The organism is Chitinimonas prasina (assembly GCF_030160395.1).
GTDB classification, from domain to species: domain Bacteria; phylum Pseudomonadota; class Gammaproteobacteria; order Burkholderiales; family Chitinimonadaceae; genus Chitinimonas; species Chitinimonas prasina.
This window is the reverse complement of record NZ_BSOG01000003.1, coordinates 189,567-204,646: the sequence shown is the minus strand read 5'-3', so window position 1 is coordinate 204,646 and position 15,080 is coordinate 189,567. Positions and strand designations below refer to the sequence as shown.

The 15,080-nt window shown below is 57.2% G+C and carries 11 protein-coding genes; 4 read left to right on the top strand and 7 right to left on the bottom strand.

Annotation, left to right across the window (positions count from 1 at the left end; all coding sequences use genetic code 11):
• Positions 1-15: 15 nt before the first annotated feature.
• Entirely contained in the window at positions 16-474 is a 459-nt protein-coding gene (locus QQK16_RS14040) for a SixA phosphatase family protein (RefSeq protein WP_284197111.1), read from the top strand.
• A 13-nt stretch (positions 475-487) separates the two neighbouring features.
• Here QQK16_RS14040 and QQK16_RS14035 read toward each other — a convergent pair whose 3' ends face one another.
• Both QQK16_RS14035 and polA read right to left on the bottom strand, forming a co-directional pair.
• Positions 488-1,666 carry a phosphatidylinositol-specific phospholipase C gene (locus tag QQK16_RS14035; protein ID WP_284197110.1) on the bottom strand — a complete coding sequence of 393 codons (1,179 nt, stop codon included), beginning with the start codon at positions 1,664-1,666 and terminating at the stop codon, positions 488-490.
• 342 nt (positions 1,667-2,008) lie between these two features.
• Entirely contained in the window at positions 2,009-4,777 is a 2,769-nt protein-coding gene (polA, locus tag QQK16_RS14030; RefSeq protein ID WP_284197109.1) for a DNA polymerase I, read from the bottom strand.
• A 61-nt stretch (positions 4,778-4,838) separates the two neighbouring features.
• On the opposite strand from polA, the gene QQK16_RS14025 reads away from it, so the two are divergent.
• From QQK16_RS14025 to QQK16_RS14015, 3 genes are all read left to right on the top strand, one after another.
• Entirely contained in the window at positions 4,839-5,573 is a 735-nt protein-coding gene (locus QQK16_RS14025) for a TIGR00730 family Rossman fold protein (RefSeq protein WP_284197108.1), read from the top strand.
• Between the two features lie 26 nt (positions 5,574-5,599).
• The gene (locus QQK16_RS14020; protein WP_284197107.1) at positions 5,600-5,926 is read left to right on the top strand and encodes a DUF2782 domain-containing protein; all 327 of its coding nucleotides are present in this window, start codon (positions 5,600-5,602) and stop codon (positions 5,924-5,926) included.
• A 93-nt stretch (positions 5,927-6,019) separates the two neighbouring features.
• Complete coding sequence (locus QQK16_RS14015; protein WP_284197106.1) at positions 6,020-6,964, top strand: homoserine kinase; 945 nt, start codon at positions 6,020-6,022, stop codon at positions 6,962-6,964.
• A gap of 286 nt (positions 6,965-7,250) precedes the next feature.
• Here QQK16_RS14015 and QQK16_RS14010 read toward each other — a convergent pair whose 3' ends face one another.
• The 5 genes from QQK16_RS14010 to QQK16_RS13990 form a co-directional block, all read right to left on the bottom strand.
• Positions 7,251-7,472: a hypothetical protein gene (locus tag QQK16_RS14010; RefSeq protein ID WP_284197105.1), complete on the bottom strand. Its 222-nt coding sequence runs from the start codon at positions 7,470-7,472 to the stop codon at positions 7,251-7,253.
• Between the two features lie 521 nt (positions 7,473-7,993).
• Complete coding sequence (locus QQK16_RS14005; RefSeq protein ID WP_284197104.1) at positions 7,994-8,398, bottom strand: hypothetical protein; 405 nt, start codon at positions 8,396-8,398, stop codon at positions 7,994-7,996.
• 9 nt (positions 8,399-8,407) lie between these two features.
• The gene (locus QQK16_RS14000; RefSeq protein ID WP_284197103.1) at positions 8,408-8,857 is read right to left on the bottom strand and encodes an EndoU domain-containing protein; all 450 of its coding nucleotides are present in this window, start codon (positions 8,855-8,857) and stop codon (positions 8,408-8,410) included.
• Between the two features lie 83 nt (positions 8,858-8,940).
• Positions 8,941-9,300, bottom strand: coding sequence for a hypothetical protein (locus tag QQK16_RS13995; protein ID WP_284197102.1), 360 nt, complete (start codon positions 9,298-9,300; stop codon positions 8,941-8,943).
• A gap of 2 nt (positions 9,301-9,302) precedes the next feature.
• The gene (locus tag QQK16_RS13990; protein WP_284197101.1) at positions 9,303-15,065 is read right to left on the bottom strand and encodes a hypothetical protein; all 5,763 of its coding nucleotides are present in this window, start codon (positions 15,063-15,065) and stop codon (positions 9,303-9,305) included.
• Between the last annotated feature and the right edge of the window lie 15 nt (positions 15,066-15,080).

Sequence of the window (15,080 nt, the reverse complement as noted above, 5' to 3'; positions counted from 1 at the left end):
TATTGGATGTACTGGATGAAAACCAACCTGATACTTTGGCGTCATGCCGAGGCTGAAGCCGGCGATGACGATATGCGCCGGGCACTCACGGAAAAAGGCCATAAGCAGGCCCGCAAGATGGCCGAATGGCTGGACACCCAGCTACCGGCACACCCCCTGATCATCGCCAGCCTGGCCTTGCGTGCCCGCCAGACGGCAGCAGCCCTACACCCCAACCACCAGATAGACAGCCGCCTCAACCCCGACAGCAGCGCCGAGGCCTATCTGCAAGCGGCCGGTTGGCCAGCGGCAGGCGGCACCACCGTGCTGGTGGGGCACCAGCCCACACTGGGCCGGGTTGCCGCCCGTTTGCTGAGCGGCATAGAGGCCGACTGGCACGCCCGCAAGGGGGCCATCTGGTGGCTGCAGTACCGTCTACGCGATGGTCAGCCACAAACCCTGCTCAAGACCATGCTGACACCGGAGCAGTTGTAGCGCCCTCCCACGCTCAGAAGACCTGGCAACGGGCTGCTGTCCCCAGATACTGCCATTGCTGATTGCTGGTGGCCGTTGCCGGTAAGGGGCTGCTGTAGCGGCCGGCGACCAGCGCACGGTAGTAGCGCCCGGATTGCTGGAATACCTCACCGTAACGGGCACCGCCGCCAGCGACCCAGCTGCTGCAACGTGGGTAATTCAGTTGCACCACCGTATCGACCAGGCCATTGCCGGGAAAATCCGCCCATAGCAAGCCCACATAGCGCGGCCGCACGCGATGGATGAATTGCAAGGTCAGGTCGTTGGTGCCTTCAAACGCAATGCTGCATATGCCCCAGAAGCACCCCACCCGTGGGAAATCCGGATAGCTGTGACGCCAGCCCGGTGTGGTCAAGCCAGTCAGCAGCCTGGGAGCCCCAGTCTGTGGGCTGGAGTGGCCGCTGGCCACAAAGTAGGGAAAGACACCGGTAGAAGCAGAAAGCCCGTTGGCGTGGAAGGCCTGTCCATGTTCGGCGTTGGCTTTGACCAGGTGGTTGCGTACCTTTTCCCACTTGCTATAGAGCTCCCAGTTGTTGTTGAGCAGCCAATGTCCTTGTGAGCGAAATCCAGCACCATCCAAGCCATAGCGTCGCTGCGCAGCAAAATTTTGCACGATCACCAATTTACCTCGGGTCTCCGCCAGGGTGGGATTCTGGCTGCTGGGCTCCCAGATCAGGCTGCCATAGCGCGCCTTGTAGTCTGCAAAGGTGGCCTCGAAGCTACGACTATTGCCCTCGGGCGTGTGCTCCTCCTGCACGTTCACCATCAGCGTCTCGCTGGGGTTACGGCGCAGGAAATCGGCCATGGTATTGAGTACGTCTCCAAACATGGTCTTTTGAAACACCACGCCGTGATGGATAGCGAAGACGTTATTGATATGTCGACAGCGCACATCGAATGCACGCACGCCGGCACGCAACTGATTGGCCAGGCTCATGCTCTGGGTCTGGACGATGTCGCCGCCGTAAAATGACAGGCTGTCATGGGTTCCCACCAGCGAGAGGTTGCGTAGCGGCGTATTGCCATCCAGCACCGCCATCCAGTTGCTATGGTCTATGTCGGCACGGTCGTCATGCAGATAAGCGCCAGAGGAGTGCGCTGCGGCGGGCAAAGCCAATGCGATCAGCAAGGTGGTGGCAAGCAGGCGAGCCATGATGATTTCCTGTGTGGGCGAGAAGAGAAACTAAATCTAGACCCAATAAAAAACATTGTTACCAGGAAATTCAGCGAAACCGCTTAACCTTTGATTAAGTAAAACTGAAGTCGTCTCTTACCCACTGTGGACCATGGGTCAGTCAGCCTCTGTTTGACCCAAGCCTGAGCACACTGCCAGATCACCAACCCGCATGACAACGGACACCTGGCAGCGACCGGCTCGGCTCAAACAACCCAGCGTTGCGGCGCTTCTTAGGTGCGCCGGGAAAGCCCGCGAGCTTCCGGCACCTAGGTACCGTAAGCCCGCACAACCGCGCCAACAGGTTGTTACTGGCGGCGCTTAGTGTGCGGCCTCCCAGTTCAGGCCCACGCCCACCTCGGCAAGCAAAGGTACTTTCAGGTCTGCCACACCAGCCATCAGCGCCGGCAGCTGTACCCGAACCTGCTCCAGTTCGCTATCCGGCACCTCCAGCACCAGTTCATCATGGACTTGCATGATGAGCTTGCTGGCCATGCCCGTGCGTTCCAGCCAATCCTGTACCGCTATCATGGCCAGCTTGATCAAGTCGGCAGCCGTACCTTGCATAGGCGCATTGATCGCCGCGCGCTCAGCGCCCTGCCGCCGGCCCTGGTTGCTGGAGCGTATCTCGGGCAACCACAGGCGACGGCCAAACCAGGTCTCCACATAGCCTTGCTCACGCGCTGTTTCACGGGTGGTCTGCATGTAATTGGCCACCCCGGGATACCGCGCAAAGTAACGATCAATATAGTTTTGCGCCGCACTACGCTCGATATCGAGCTGGGCAGCCAAGCCAAACGCGCTCATGCCATAGATCAGACCAAAGTTGATAGCCTTGGCATAACGACGCTGATCGCTGCTGACTTCATCCGGCGGCGTGCCAAACACCTCGGCGGCAGTTGCGCGGTGGATATCTATCCCCGCTTCAAAGGCCTTCAGCATGCCTTCATCGCCGCTGAGATGCGCCATGATGCGCAACTCGATCTGCGAATAGTCGGCACTGACAATGACATGACCTGGCGGGGCGATAAAGGCCTCGCGTATGCGGCGGCCTTCTTGCGTACGCACCGGTATGTTCTGCAGATTGGGATCGTTGCTGGCCAGCCGGCCGGTAACAGCCGTTGCCTGGCCGTAGTTGGTATGCACCCGCCCCGTGCGCGGATTGACCATCAGTGGCAGTTTGTCGGTATAGGTGGACTTGAGCTTGGCCAGACTGCGGTGGGCGATCAGCTTGGCAGGTAGAGGGTAGTCGCGCGCCAACTCGGTCAGCACATCCTCATCGGTCGAAGGCGCGCCTTTAGGCGTTTTCTTGATGACAGGCAGCTTGAGCTTATCGAACAGTATCTCGCCTATCTGTTTGGGCGAACCCAGGTTGAAGGGCTGCCCAGCCAGTTCATAGGCCTCCTGCTCAAGCTTGAGCATGGTCTGCCCCAGTTCATGGCTTTGGCGATTGAGTTGCTGGCTGTCCAGCAGCACGCCATGGCGCTCCATCTTGAACAGCACTTCCCGGCTGGGTAATTCTATCTGCCTATAGACATAATCCAGCCGAGGCTCTTGGGCCAGCTGTGGCGCAAAGGCGCGATGCAGCCGCAGCGTGATATCCGCATCCTCGGCGGCGTAGCGTGTGGCGACATCCACGGCCACTTCACCGAAACCGATCTGCTTGGCCCCTTTGCCCGCGACCTCCTCATAGCTGATGGCTTTGAGCCCCAGATGCTTGGCCGCCAGTTCATCCATGCCATGACGTTCGGTGCTATCGAGCACATAGCTCTGCAGCAGCGTGTCTTCCGTTACCCCTGCCAGTTGTATGTCGTGGTTGGCAAACACGTGCTGGTCATACTTGAGGTTCTGCCCCAGCTTGGGCCTGGCCGCATCTTCCAACCAAGGCTTAAGGCGCGCCAGCGTAGGCTCCAGCGGCAGTTGATCGGGGGCATCAGCATAGCGGTGGGCAAGCGGTAGATAGGCAGCCTCGCCCTCTGCCACGGCAAAGCTGATACCCACAATGTGGGCCTGCAAGGGCTCCAGGCTGTCTGTTTCGGTATCCAGCGCCACCAGGCCTGCCCCCGCCAGCTTGATCAGCCAAGCATCGAGCTGTGACTCAGTCAGAATGGTTTCATAGTCACGTGGCAGCTCGGTGAGTTCACCCACATCACTAGGTGCAAAGCTGCGCAAACTGCTGCTATTGCCCTCGGCAGCAATCTTGTCGCCTACGGCTGCATCCCCCTTCATCTCAGCCAACCAGCTTTTGAAGCCATAGGCTTCAAACAGATCAAGGAGCGTGGGCTTGTCGGCATCGCGCGGGCTGAGGCTGGCCATACCCTGAGGCATCTCCTGGCTCAGATCAACATCGCATTTGATGGTGACGAGCTGCCGGCCCATGGGCAACCATGCCAGAGTATCCCGCAGGTTCTGCCCCACCACCCCGCCTATCTTGTCCGAGTTGGCCATGATGGCATCGAGGGAGCCATATTCGGATAGCCATTTGACAGCCGTCTTGGGGCCACATTTGGGCACACCCGGAACGTTGTCCACGGTATCGCCGATCAGGGCCAGATAGTCCACGATGCGATCTGGCGCCACACCGAATTTAGCCACGACACCGGCTTCATCTAGTGTTTCCTCGCTCATGGTATTGACCAGGCGCACATTGGCACTGACCAATTGCGCCATGTCCTTGTCACCCGTGGAAACCACGACGGCCATGCCCGCTGCGTCAGCTTGGCGACAGAGTGTACCGATTACGTCATCTGCCTCCACCCCATCTACCATCAGTATGGGCAAACCCATGGCAGCAATGGCAGCATGTATGGGTTCTATCTGTGCCCGCAGATCATCGGGCATGGAGGGACGCTGTGCTTTGTACTCGGGATAGAGGTCGTCGCGGAAGGTCTTTCCCTTGGCGTCGAAGACGCAGCCGATATAATCGGCTGGAACCTCCTTGACCAACTTCTTCAGCATGGCAATGATGCCGCGTAAGGCGCCCGTTGGCGCACCTGTTGGCCCACGCAGATCTGGCATGGCGTGAAACGCTCTATACAGATAGGAAGAACCGTCGATCAGCAGGAGCGTCTTATTGGAATCTGTTGCCATTTGGGCCCTATCCACCACGAGCGTCTAGCGCTCTGTCAAATAAAGAGAAAAAGAGAAAACCATGAGTGCCCACAGCAAGCTGCCGAGTGACAACGACCCGGCCACCATCGCGGCCAGCCAAGCCTACCGTTCAAAGGAGGCCTGGCGGGTTTTCGAGATTATGTCCGAATTCGTGGAAGCTACCGAGCGACTGCAAGCGATACAACCCGCCGTCAGTCTGTTCGGTTCGGCCAGGACACCGCGCGACCACCCCTATTACAAGCAAACCGAGGAAATTGCCCGACTCTTGAGCGACGCGGGATTCAGCGTGATTTCGGGCGGCGGACCGGGCATCATGGAGGCTGCCAACAAGGGTGCCTTCCATGGCAAGTCACCCTCGGTGGGGCTGAATATCCAGCTGCCCCACGAGCAGCATGGCAATCCCTACCAGGATGTCAGCCAGACCTTCCGTCACTTTTTTGCCCGCAAGGTCATGTTCGTCAAAAACGCTACGGCCTATGTGGTGATGCCCGGTGGCTTCGGCACGCTGGATGAACTGACTGAGGCACTGACACTGATACAGACCGGCAAGAGCCGCAAGATCCCCATTATCCTGGTAGGTAGCAGTTTCTGGAGTGGTCTGCTGGAATGGATGAAGACAACGCTGGCCGGCGAGCGGATGATCAATCCGGACGATATGAATCTGATGCAGGTCATCGATGAACCCCAAGCGGTCGTCGACGCCATATTTGCCTTCTACGAAACCCGGGGCTTTGCCCCCAGCCCTGCTGAGCGTGAAATGCAACTCAGCCTATGATGGCCAAGACCAGGAGAATCTCGATCATGCGTACCCTGCTGTCGCTCATCGCCGTGATGATTGCGCAGCCCTTGCTGGCTGCCGATCCCAAACCTGCCGACCTACCGCCACCTCCACCGCTTCCCGCCGCCACGGCTGATGAAGCCACGGTGCAGCCGGAAGTCACCATCATCCAGAAGGAAGACGCCACCTACAGCGAGTACCGCCTGCGGGGCAAGCTCTACATGATCAGGGTGCAGCCCAAGGTCGGACCAGAGTATTACCTGCATGATGACGATGGCACTGGTCAAATGGTAAGGCGTGACGGCCAAGGCGTATTGCGCCCGCCCATGTGGGTCATCAAGCGCTTCTGACCATAGGGGAGTGCGGCAACTGGGCCGCACTTCCATTTCTCCACTCTGCCGATGCAGCCATATTGGCTGAATCGGTTCAATGCGACCTTGCCCATGTCCGTCTTTACTACTATTACCCCTAAAGAACTTAGCGCCTGGCTGAAAAATTATGCGCTGGGCGAACTGGTCGAACTCAAGGGCATTGCCGCAGGTATCACCAATACCAACTATGCTGTCACCACCACGCAGGGCAAGTATGTCCTGACGCTGTTCGAGACCCTGCAGGCACACGAGTTGCCCTTCTACGTCAACCTGATGGCCCACCTGGCCCATCACGGCATTGCCTGCGCAGCCCCCATTGCCAATCAGCGCGACGAGTACATCGACACGCTTGCTGGACGCCCGACCGTGATAGTGGGCTGGCTTCAAGGCGAGCCTGTCACCACCCCCACGACCGCCCAATGTCGTGCATTGGGCGCCATGCTGGCGCAAATGCATAGGGCCGGGGAAACCTATCCTGGCCGCATGGCCAACCCCCGTGGCCCGGTATGGTGGACAGCCACTGCCGCAGAGCTATACGGTTACCTGGATGAAGCCGAAGCCGCCCAGTTGCGCAACGAACTGGCCCTACAGGCACGCTACCGCTTTAGTCACCTGCCCAGCGGTGTCGTGCATTGCGACCTGTTCCGCGATAACGTCCTCATGCATGGCGAACAAATAGGCGGCTTCATCGACTTCTACTATGCCTGCAACGACATCCTGATCTACGATCTGGCCATCACCCTAAACGACTGGTGTGCACAGGAAGGGGGCGAAATCGACGCAGCGAGAGCCGAAGCATTGTGCGCAGGATACCAATCCGTGCGTCCCTTCAGCCAAAGCGAACGCGATGCCTGGCCTGTGATGCTAAGGGCGGCTGCCCTGCGCTTCTGGGTCTCCCGCTTGTGGGACTGGCATAAGCCACAAGCTGGCGAACTGACTTTCCGAAAAGACCCCAACGTATTCCAGCGTATCTTGCGCCACCATGCCACTCGGGGTGATACACCACGCTGGCTATAACGTTGCCACTACCCACCGTAGTATGCCAAAAAGCCTCTTACCATCAGGTTTGGCGGGCTGTTTCAACGCGACAGTGCAACTGACAGAACGATACCAGATTGACGACGTCAATCCCAGACTAACTCTGTCATCGATAAGCCTCGAAACAACCGTGTGAGTCCCAAAGTTACTAGATGCATTACCGGAACGTGTCGCAGCAATATTCTCCAGAATTCGTGCCCGCATAGTAGACGTTGCAAAAGCACTGTCTGGAACAATAAACCGCCTTTTCAGGCGGCTTATTGTTTCAACCTAGCTTCAATATGCGAACGCCTAACTCCTTCAGCCTGACCAGTACAGCATCAGCTAATGCCGCATCATTTATTGGCAAGTCAAACTCTCGACCTTCAGCATTTCGATAGCAGAGCATTTCAGATACAGGCGTTTGCTCGATGAAATAGCCATCAAGTTTAAGCCCACGCCCGAACAAGAACTCTTCAACAAAAGTCGTACGGTCTTTATTTTCCATATTACCCACCTTGCCCTGGAAGTGGCGTCTTACCAAATCCCGGATAGAAAATGGTGTTGTCGGTATTTCCCGGCCCCCAGAAAATTCTAGTGGGCACAGGGTTGGCATTCGGGTTGGTCATAAGGTCTCTAAAGTAGCGAGCATTTACCATATTCATGTCTTGAGTGGATGGCAACACCTGGAATGCGTTCTCATTGGGATGAACGTGACCAATTAATCGTGCATCACGAGGGACTGGGCTTGTCCAAGCATCGCCACTGTAGAGTTTTTTGACCAAAACACCATCGACCCGCTCCGTAACCAATGAAAATGCAACTTTGTCACTTCGCATGGCTCCAAGCTAGTACACGTCACCGAACCTTACAGTTGGATCCGTAATAATTACGCCCTGCTCGCCAGGGAGCGCACCAGTGGCTCGCAGTTCCGCCATGGACGCGTGAGTTCCGAGACCTTCTGTTCGCGGGAATCGCAGACTAGACATACCGCCAGCCTGACCGGCTAGATCCACCTTGTTTGGAACATCATTCCAACTTGAGGCCTAGGCGACCAAATAAATCTCTCAACACAACCTGAACAGGAGGCGAGCCTTTCTCTGATATACCCCACAGCCGTTCAATTACCTCTGAAGATAATTGAACAGTATTTTTTCCTCGCAGGCTATCTGCAGCAGCCAAAACGACTTCGTCGCTTTCCGACCCCAAAAAATCAATCAGAACCTCAGTCGAAGCAGGATGGGAAGCCAAGTCCAAGACCTCCGCACACCTTACCTTCCACTCATCTGACTTCAATTTGCACTTTTCTTTTAAATCTATCCAATCTTGCTCATTAAATTTGGACAGCAAGGACGAAGCCACCCCCGTGCCTTCGTCGTACCAATAATCAACCAAGAATTCAAGCCCTAGGTAATTATCAAAGTCGGCGTACATTTTCTCTCCTTATGGCTTTGGAAACATTGGTGTCAAGCCAAACGTTTCTAGTGAGGTGAAGCCTCCACCAGTTGGGTAGGCCGCAGTCACTCGGTTACCAATTTTAATGACTTCCATGTTAATTCCACTTACTGTCCCTTGATACAGTGTGGAGCCATCAGAAATCCGCGTTGCGATTGCATTATTTGGCGAGCCGACTGCCTGGATGGAGTCAAAGATATTTGACTCGCTCCAAGACTTCGGATAAAGAGTGCTGGTCTTTATCTTTGAGACATTCCCATCACTGAATTGATTAACCAGTTTGACGGAGGAAGTCCCATCCGGATTGTTGGGTAGCACTTGAACTGCGTAACTCTGCAAGTCATTGCTAATTGATCCGGAATGAGCACCCTTAAGACCATTCGATGGCGTCCCATCATACTTAAGCTGGCGCTGCCCCCAAAGAATCTTTTGCTGCATCTCGGGAGATACATAAGTAACGGGCATCTGAGGCCCGACTAATTCTGGCGCTACTCCTGCGGTATTACCAACCTTGTTTGGAACTAGTAATTAATTCGTTGCTCATTTTTCTTTCCAAGATTAATCATGCGGGCAATGCAAAATCCAGCAGGCATGGCCTTCTCAAGAACAATTGAATCCACTGCGGAAACTAGCTCATCCAAAGAGGACATATCTGCCGAAACCTGAATCCAGAACGGCAAGTCTTCATGATCTTCTTCGTCTGACAAGGAAATGGTGAATGCTAGAACTCCTTCCAGATTTCTAAAATATCGCCCATCGGGAAAGTTTCCGCTTTCCCTCTCTTCGTAGCTCGACACCCCGACCGCAGAAAAGAACTCTTTTGCAAAAGAGTCCAATTCACTTGAGGTGTCAAATACTCCTAACAGGTTCACGTATTGCATTTTTATTTCACCAGAATAGAGGGTTGGCCTGGAAGGGTTCCAGGAACAAAAGCACCTGGGGTCACATCACGGCCTAGAGTATTGGTCCACTTGGCTGCCCAGTCCTGAAGCAATGGATAGTCAGGCAATATCTTATTGGGATGGACAAAGCCAGGTATGTTCTTTGAGGTTTTATAGGCTTCGGTTAGCTGACCACTTTCGACAAAGAAATCGATATCGCTCTGGGGGCTAAACTTTGTCCCCTTGGTCAAGCTATATCCTGTTACTGAACTTCCTCGAACACCAATAGTTGCATCATTGATACCACTGGCCTTCAAAGCATCCTGTAACTCTTGGGCTGCATTCAGAAACTGAGGTTCTTGGTTAAAACCCAATGGCGTAGTCCGAGTTGCGCCATTTATTGGCACTCCCTTGCTTGGAACTTTATACCACCCAAGTCTCAGGAATCCGGTCGCAACCTGTCTGCGCAGCATGGACAAACTATTGCCAAAAGCTGGCGCAACGCCTGCAGTAGCAACCTTCGGCAATGATGCCATGTCCTTCGTCGTACTTCCACCTACCAGTACGCCCGGACCGGTTGCCAAGTTGAGAGTCTCTCCCCACCCAGTTGCCTGCACAGCGTCTTTAAACTTAGCTTGGTCAGCTTTCCAACCAATGTTACCGTACCAGCCACGCATCTCTTTCGTCGCCGCAATCTGGTCAGTGAGCTGAGCCACCAATTGTGCTTGCTGATTCTGGCTCAGGCTGCACATTTGCTTGCGCAAGTCCTTGAGGGCATTGTCACGCACCGCGAATCCATCTTGGGTCATGCTGGCATTGGTCAACTCAGCCGCAACCATAAAGCTCTCAGCCACCATATCTATCTGCTGTTGCTCAGCAGCTGAAATTGGTGTGATCGAGACATTCCCATCCCAGGGTTCAGTACTGGTACCTGACGAGTACCCACCCCAAGCCGCGGCACGCTGCATGTTATCCACCAGCGACTTCATGGCAGCATAACGCGCATTGGGGTGCGCCGAGGACAGACCCGCAAGGTCGATCATGACACTGCGTGGTACTTGCCTGTTCGGATAGGCCGCCCTATTCACATTGCGCAGGATTCTCGCCTCGCGACGATCAATCCAGTACGTAGCCAATGCATTCTTGGCATGTCCATCGGCGGACGCGATGGGAGAAGCAGCCTGCGAGAGACTGTAGTGTTCCGGGCTGCTAGCAGCGCTGGGGGGCGACTCAGTGCGGGCTGTGGCCGATTTCTGCTGGCTATGCTGGGTCTCCCGATGAGGTCCGGTTTTCTGAGCTAGGCCATTCCCACCCTCTGCACTGTATCTGGCGCCCTTTGATGGCAATATGCTATCCGTAGAAACAGCAACGCCACCTTGCGGTGGCGTTTTGCGTGGTTCGTTAACAGATCTTTTATCTGTTGGCTTCGCTCTTTGGCGAGCTTCCGCAAGGATTCGATCTCTGACTACGTCAACCGACTTGTAGTTCGTGAGGTAACGCGCTTCACTGGCAGTAAGGCTTTGGTAGTCGTAACCGGTAGCTTGTCGGAAGGCATCTTCCACGTCTCCATATTTCTCACGAACTTGCCGCAGCAAACTTGGCGCAGGCGCCAAAGGAGCGCTGAATGGCTTGTCAGTCAAGGCAACAATCGCTGCAACGTGTCCTCCACCCTGCAGGATATGTCGCGCCAGTGCAGCCAACTTGTCGCCTTGCGGCAAGGCATCATCAATCAGTAGATATTGCCCGCCCGTCTGTACGGGCCCAGCAAACCTGGGTCGATTCAAAATCCTGCTCAGGCCATCCATGGCAGGTCTCTTGCTGATGCTGGATCGTACTATCCGCCCGTCTACTTCCAGCCCCATGCGCAAGGCAAGCAAGGCAGCGACTGTCTGGGGTATGGCATTCCCGCCCGCCTCTTCCATAGAGTTGACGCCCAATACGATAGCTTGTTCTGGCACCCGCTCCCGCAAAGCCTTCATCACCTCAGGGGTAAGCAGTCGCCTCGCCACTTTCATGGCTAAGCCCACATCACCGCGCGTTGCGGCCAGATAATCCTCCCCCTGCAATGCCTTTAAGTCGTGCGCCACAATGGCATCCGGTAAGGCAAGAGTAGCCGGCACAGCAACTGTGTCTGCCTGGATCTCGTGGTATGCCGATTGCGGGCCTGCCTTGCTGAAGGAAAGGCTTGCACCGTTGCCCAGCAATTCATTTGCACCATCGAAGCTATCCGTTGTTCCTGTCCCGCCACTCCAAAACAGCTCCACCGCATCCTCGCGGCGCCAGGTACGCAAGCGTGCATGCACATCGGCCAGCAAAGGCAGTAATTGACTTAGGGGCAGCGGTGCGCCGGGGTTGAGCGGGTCGGCGAGCGAGGACCAACCGTCCTGGATCACCCCAGCGGCATCAAATGCGTGGTCAACCCATCCCAGTTGCTTGAAACTGGCAAAGGTGTCCTGGGTAGGCGAAGGACCATTCATGGCCAATTCACCAGCAGGGCTGACAAAAAACGTTAGCGCGGCCTCGTTCAGCAGGCCTTGTTTAAGCTGCTCATCACCATATACCCTGACGTACAGAAGTTCCTCGAGGTTGGGGTCGCTCCCACCGACCACTTCACCATAGATGAGATAGCCGGAAAATGGACCAAGCTTGGCAGACTCCTGTCGCTCTGCTTCTGGATCTCCGTCCAACTCTGCGGCGGCGACATCGGACGCATTGCGTATCTGTTCTAGCATCTGATTGGCAGATACCATACGGTCGACAGGGCGCCTTAGCGAGTGCTCTAACTCCGCTGCGCTGGCAAGCTTTGCCAGACGGCCTGAATAGGCTTTCAAGCCGGCGTCCACCCGCCTATCCCCCTCCCGCAGCAGGCTGAATACCTCTTCGATCGTCAGCTCGTTGGTCCATTTAGGCTCAAACCCCATGCGCCGCAGTATCGCCTTGACCTGCCTGGTCACATCGGCTGTTATCCGGTGCAATCGCGGTGATTGCCGATAGACACCTGTTTCAACCGCACGGGCCATGATTTCCTGTATGCGTCGCACGGGGGGCAGGCCTGGTTGCGCCGAGTCGATAAAGGTTGCCAGCTCCTGGATCAGTGCATTGCTACTCTTTTCCATCGCTGCCACGGACCGGATGGCCTGCTGGTATTCGTCCTGTGCCGCCAACTTTTCCATGGCAAAGTGACCCACCACTTCATGCTCCAGCACCTGCTGTGCCCGCGGCAGCGAGGCGAGGCCATCGGCGATCAGCCATATCTTGTCTCTGAAGAAGATCCCCTCGATCCCCGTGACGCCTTTGATCAGGGAACGTAGCTCGGCTGGGAGGTCATCCAGTGACTGCACCACCTCGGCGACATCACCCATGCGGCTGAGACGACGACCCAGGGTCACACGTACCTGCTCAGCATCCAGGGGCGCCTGCGGTGAAGCCGTACCCTTGTCGCTTTCCATCAGAGAAGCGCTGTGTGAGGAAGACTCCTCCTGCTTAAGGGCTGCGTAAACTTGTGGGGCTACGGAAGCACCTATAATTACCCCACCAGCAAATGGCACGGCGGGGACGCTACCCATACCGATATCACTCAAGTAAGCACGCAATTGGGCCGGATGCCCTATGATCTGCAGGGTACCGTCCGGCCGCATGGCGTTTTGCGGCGGTGCACGCGGTGCCTGGACAATACCCGCCTCTACGCTTGCGTGCGCTATATCGATGGGAAGGACATCTGCGGAGAGGTGATCAGGTACCCTATCCTCGGCCGCCAATGGGCTGGACTCCGCCAGCGTCGGCATCCTCAAAGTTGCACTGCTGTGACCGCCTGCCTGAGTTTGCCGGTCATCGTGAATGTGGCCGACACCAGCAGGCTGCGTCACAGGTGATCTCAGCGGCTGGGCTGGCTCGACCGCCGGGCTGGCCTCTCCACCGCTATCCGATGGCAATTCCTCGCCTTCTCCCGCTACGGTAGGCGGGGGACGTAGTTGGACACCTGCCCCCAGTGCGGCGCCTGTCACGATACCTAGCGCAGCGGCCTTATCCACACCTTCCAGCATCGCGCTACGCTCGCCGAAGTTTTCCCACATCCTTTCTGTGGCTGACTGCGGCATTTCCTCAAGTACGCCTTCTTGCACCGCACCTTTGGCCAATCCCGTCGGCAAAGCGGCCGCAGCCCGGTTCACCTTGCTGGAGAACGCAGATGCCGCGAGGCTGGATTCCATATCCCCCATACGAGGGAATCGTGCTCCAATTTTGCCAAATACGTTGGTTGTCGGCCCCGCGCCAACACTGGCAACCGCCGTGCGCGCATCTAGCTCCTCTTCCGCTTTGTACTTGGCAGCCTGCTGACCTGTCGTGTGCTCCCTTTCCGTGCCTTCCTCGGCCGGAGTACTGCCGAGCACAGCAGCTGTCTCAGCGGTCACCCTTCGCGCCATGGCCGCTTCCACCAGGCCGCGCACAGGCCTGTCCGGCAACTCCTGTAGCTCGACTACCGGCGCAATGGGCGCAGCCGCCACGGTGGCCACCGCTACATCATGAGGCAGCTGCGAGGTATCCACGGCAGTAGCCGTTGGCGCCTCTGGCGCGGCAGGCGCCAGCCCGCGCAGTGTGTTGACCGTCTCCATGCCGCCGCCCATGGCCATGCCGGCCAGCATGCCAGTGGCGAGCGCATTGCCTACGCCATCCATGATGGCCTTGCCGTCACCAAAGTTCTGCCACATTTTCTCTGTGGCGGACTGCGAACCTTCTTCTACCACGCCTTCTTGTACAGCCGACTTGATCAGACGGGCAGGAAATGAGCCGGTGGGGCGGTTCACGCTACTGGACACGGCCGACGCCGCCAAGCTGGACTCCATATCACCGAAGCCAGGTATCTCGCTGACCAACTTGCCCAGGGCAGCCGTTGTCAGGCCAGCGCCCACACTGGCCAAGGCCTTGCGCGCATCCAAGTCGCCCTCGGCCTCAAACTCGGCAGCAGTGGCGCCCGCCGTCTGCACGCCTTCCATGGCTGACCCCTGGGTAGTCAGGCGCCCGCTGGCGGCCTTTACCGCCTCTTGCCCGGCCTTGCGCGCAATCGCGGCCGCAGCCTCTTCCGTTGCCCCTTGCGAGAGAGCGCGCGCGAAAGCACTACGGCCGGCCACGATGGCCACTTCCTGAGCCGCTTTGCCGCCTACGCCTATGGGCACCAGCAGGGAAGGGGCCGACTGCAGCACCGTGTCGTAGATGGTCAAGGGATTGCTGGCCGCCGCCTTGATGGTTGACCAGAATCCGTCTGCCTCGCTCACCAGGCGCATGCCCTCGCGCAAGTTGCCAGACTTGTGCTGGTCCAAGTCTTTGCGCGCGTCGGCAAAACTGACGCCGGCACTGTCCAGGTAATCAGTGGTGGATCTCACACGGACGTCGCTGCCGGCAGCTTCCAGCAGCTTGTTTTGCATCAGGCGCTGCGGCGTGGTCATCAGGTCGCCCAGTCCGACACCCGCCTCGGGCAGCTGAATGGCGCCCTGCGTCAGCGCAATGGCCGTATCCCGGCCCACATCGGTATCCAGCAGGTCGGCAATGCCCGCAGCGCCCGGCATAGGCATGGCACGTAGCGCGCTGCGCAGCGCCTGCCAGTTGGGACCGTCGCGGCTCTCGGCAGCCACGCTGTCCGACGCCGAACCGAACACATAGGCCCACGGGTCGCCACCATGATAATCGCCCCCAGCAGGGGGCGACGTTGGCGAGAAAACTTCATCCAGTAGCGTGCGTGCGCGCGCCTTTCGGTCAACCGATTGGGTCATCCCTTGTTTTCCTGT

What these genes read in the sequence shown, in the direction of transcription:
- QQK16_RS13995 (WP_284197102.1), bottom strand. Translation starts at nt 9,300, where the DNA reads ATGCAATACGTGAACCTGTTAGGAGTATTTGACACCTCAAGTGAATTG.
- QQK16_RS14025 (WP_284197108.1), top strand. Translation starts at nt 4,839, where the DNA reads ATGAGTGCCCACAGCAAGCTGCCGAGTGACAACGACCCGGCCACCATC.
- QQK16_RS14005 (WP_284197104.1), bottom strand. Translation starts at nt 8,398, where the DNA reads ATGTACGCCGACTTTGATAATTACCTAGGGCTTGAATTCTTGGTTGAT.
- QQK16_RS13990 (WP_284197101.1), bottom strand. Translation starts at nt 15,065, where the DNA reads ATGACCCAATCGGTTGACCGAAAGGCGCGCGCACGCACGCTACTGGAT.
- QQK16_RS14020 (WP_284197107.1), top strand. Translation starts at nt 5,600, where the DNA reads ATGCGTACCCTGCTGTCGCTCATCGCCGTGATGATTGCGCAGCCCTTG.
- QQK16_RS14010 (WP_284197105.1), bottom strand. Translation starts at nt 7,472, where the DNA reads ATGGAAAATAAAGACCGTACGACTTTTGTTGAAGAGTTCTTGTTCGGG.
- QQK16_RS14040 (WP_284197111.1), top strand. Translation starts at nt 16, where the DNA reads ATGAAAACCAACCTGATACTTTGGCGTCATGCCGAGGCTGAAGCCGGC.
- QQK16_RS14000 (WP_284197103.1), bottom strand. Translation starts at nt 8,857, where the DNA reads ATGCAGCAAAAGATTCTTTGGGGGCAGCGCCAGCTTAAGTATGATGGG.
- QQK16_RS14015 (WP_284197106.1), top strand. Translation starts at nt 6,020, where the DNA reads ATGTCCGTCTTTACTACTATTACCCCTAAAGAACTTAGCGCCTGGCTG.
- polA (WP_284197109.1), bottom strand. Translation starts at nt 4,777, where the DNA reads ATGGCAACAGATTCCAATAAGACGCTCCTGCTGATCGACGGTTCTTCC.
- QQK16_RS14035 (WP_284197110.1), bottom strand. Translation starts at nt 1,666, where the DNA reads ATGGCTCGCCTGCTTGCCACCACCTTGCTGATCGCATTGGCTTTGCCC.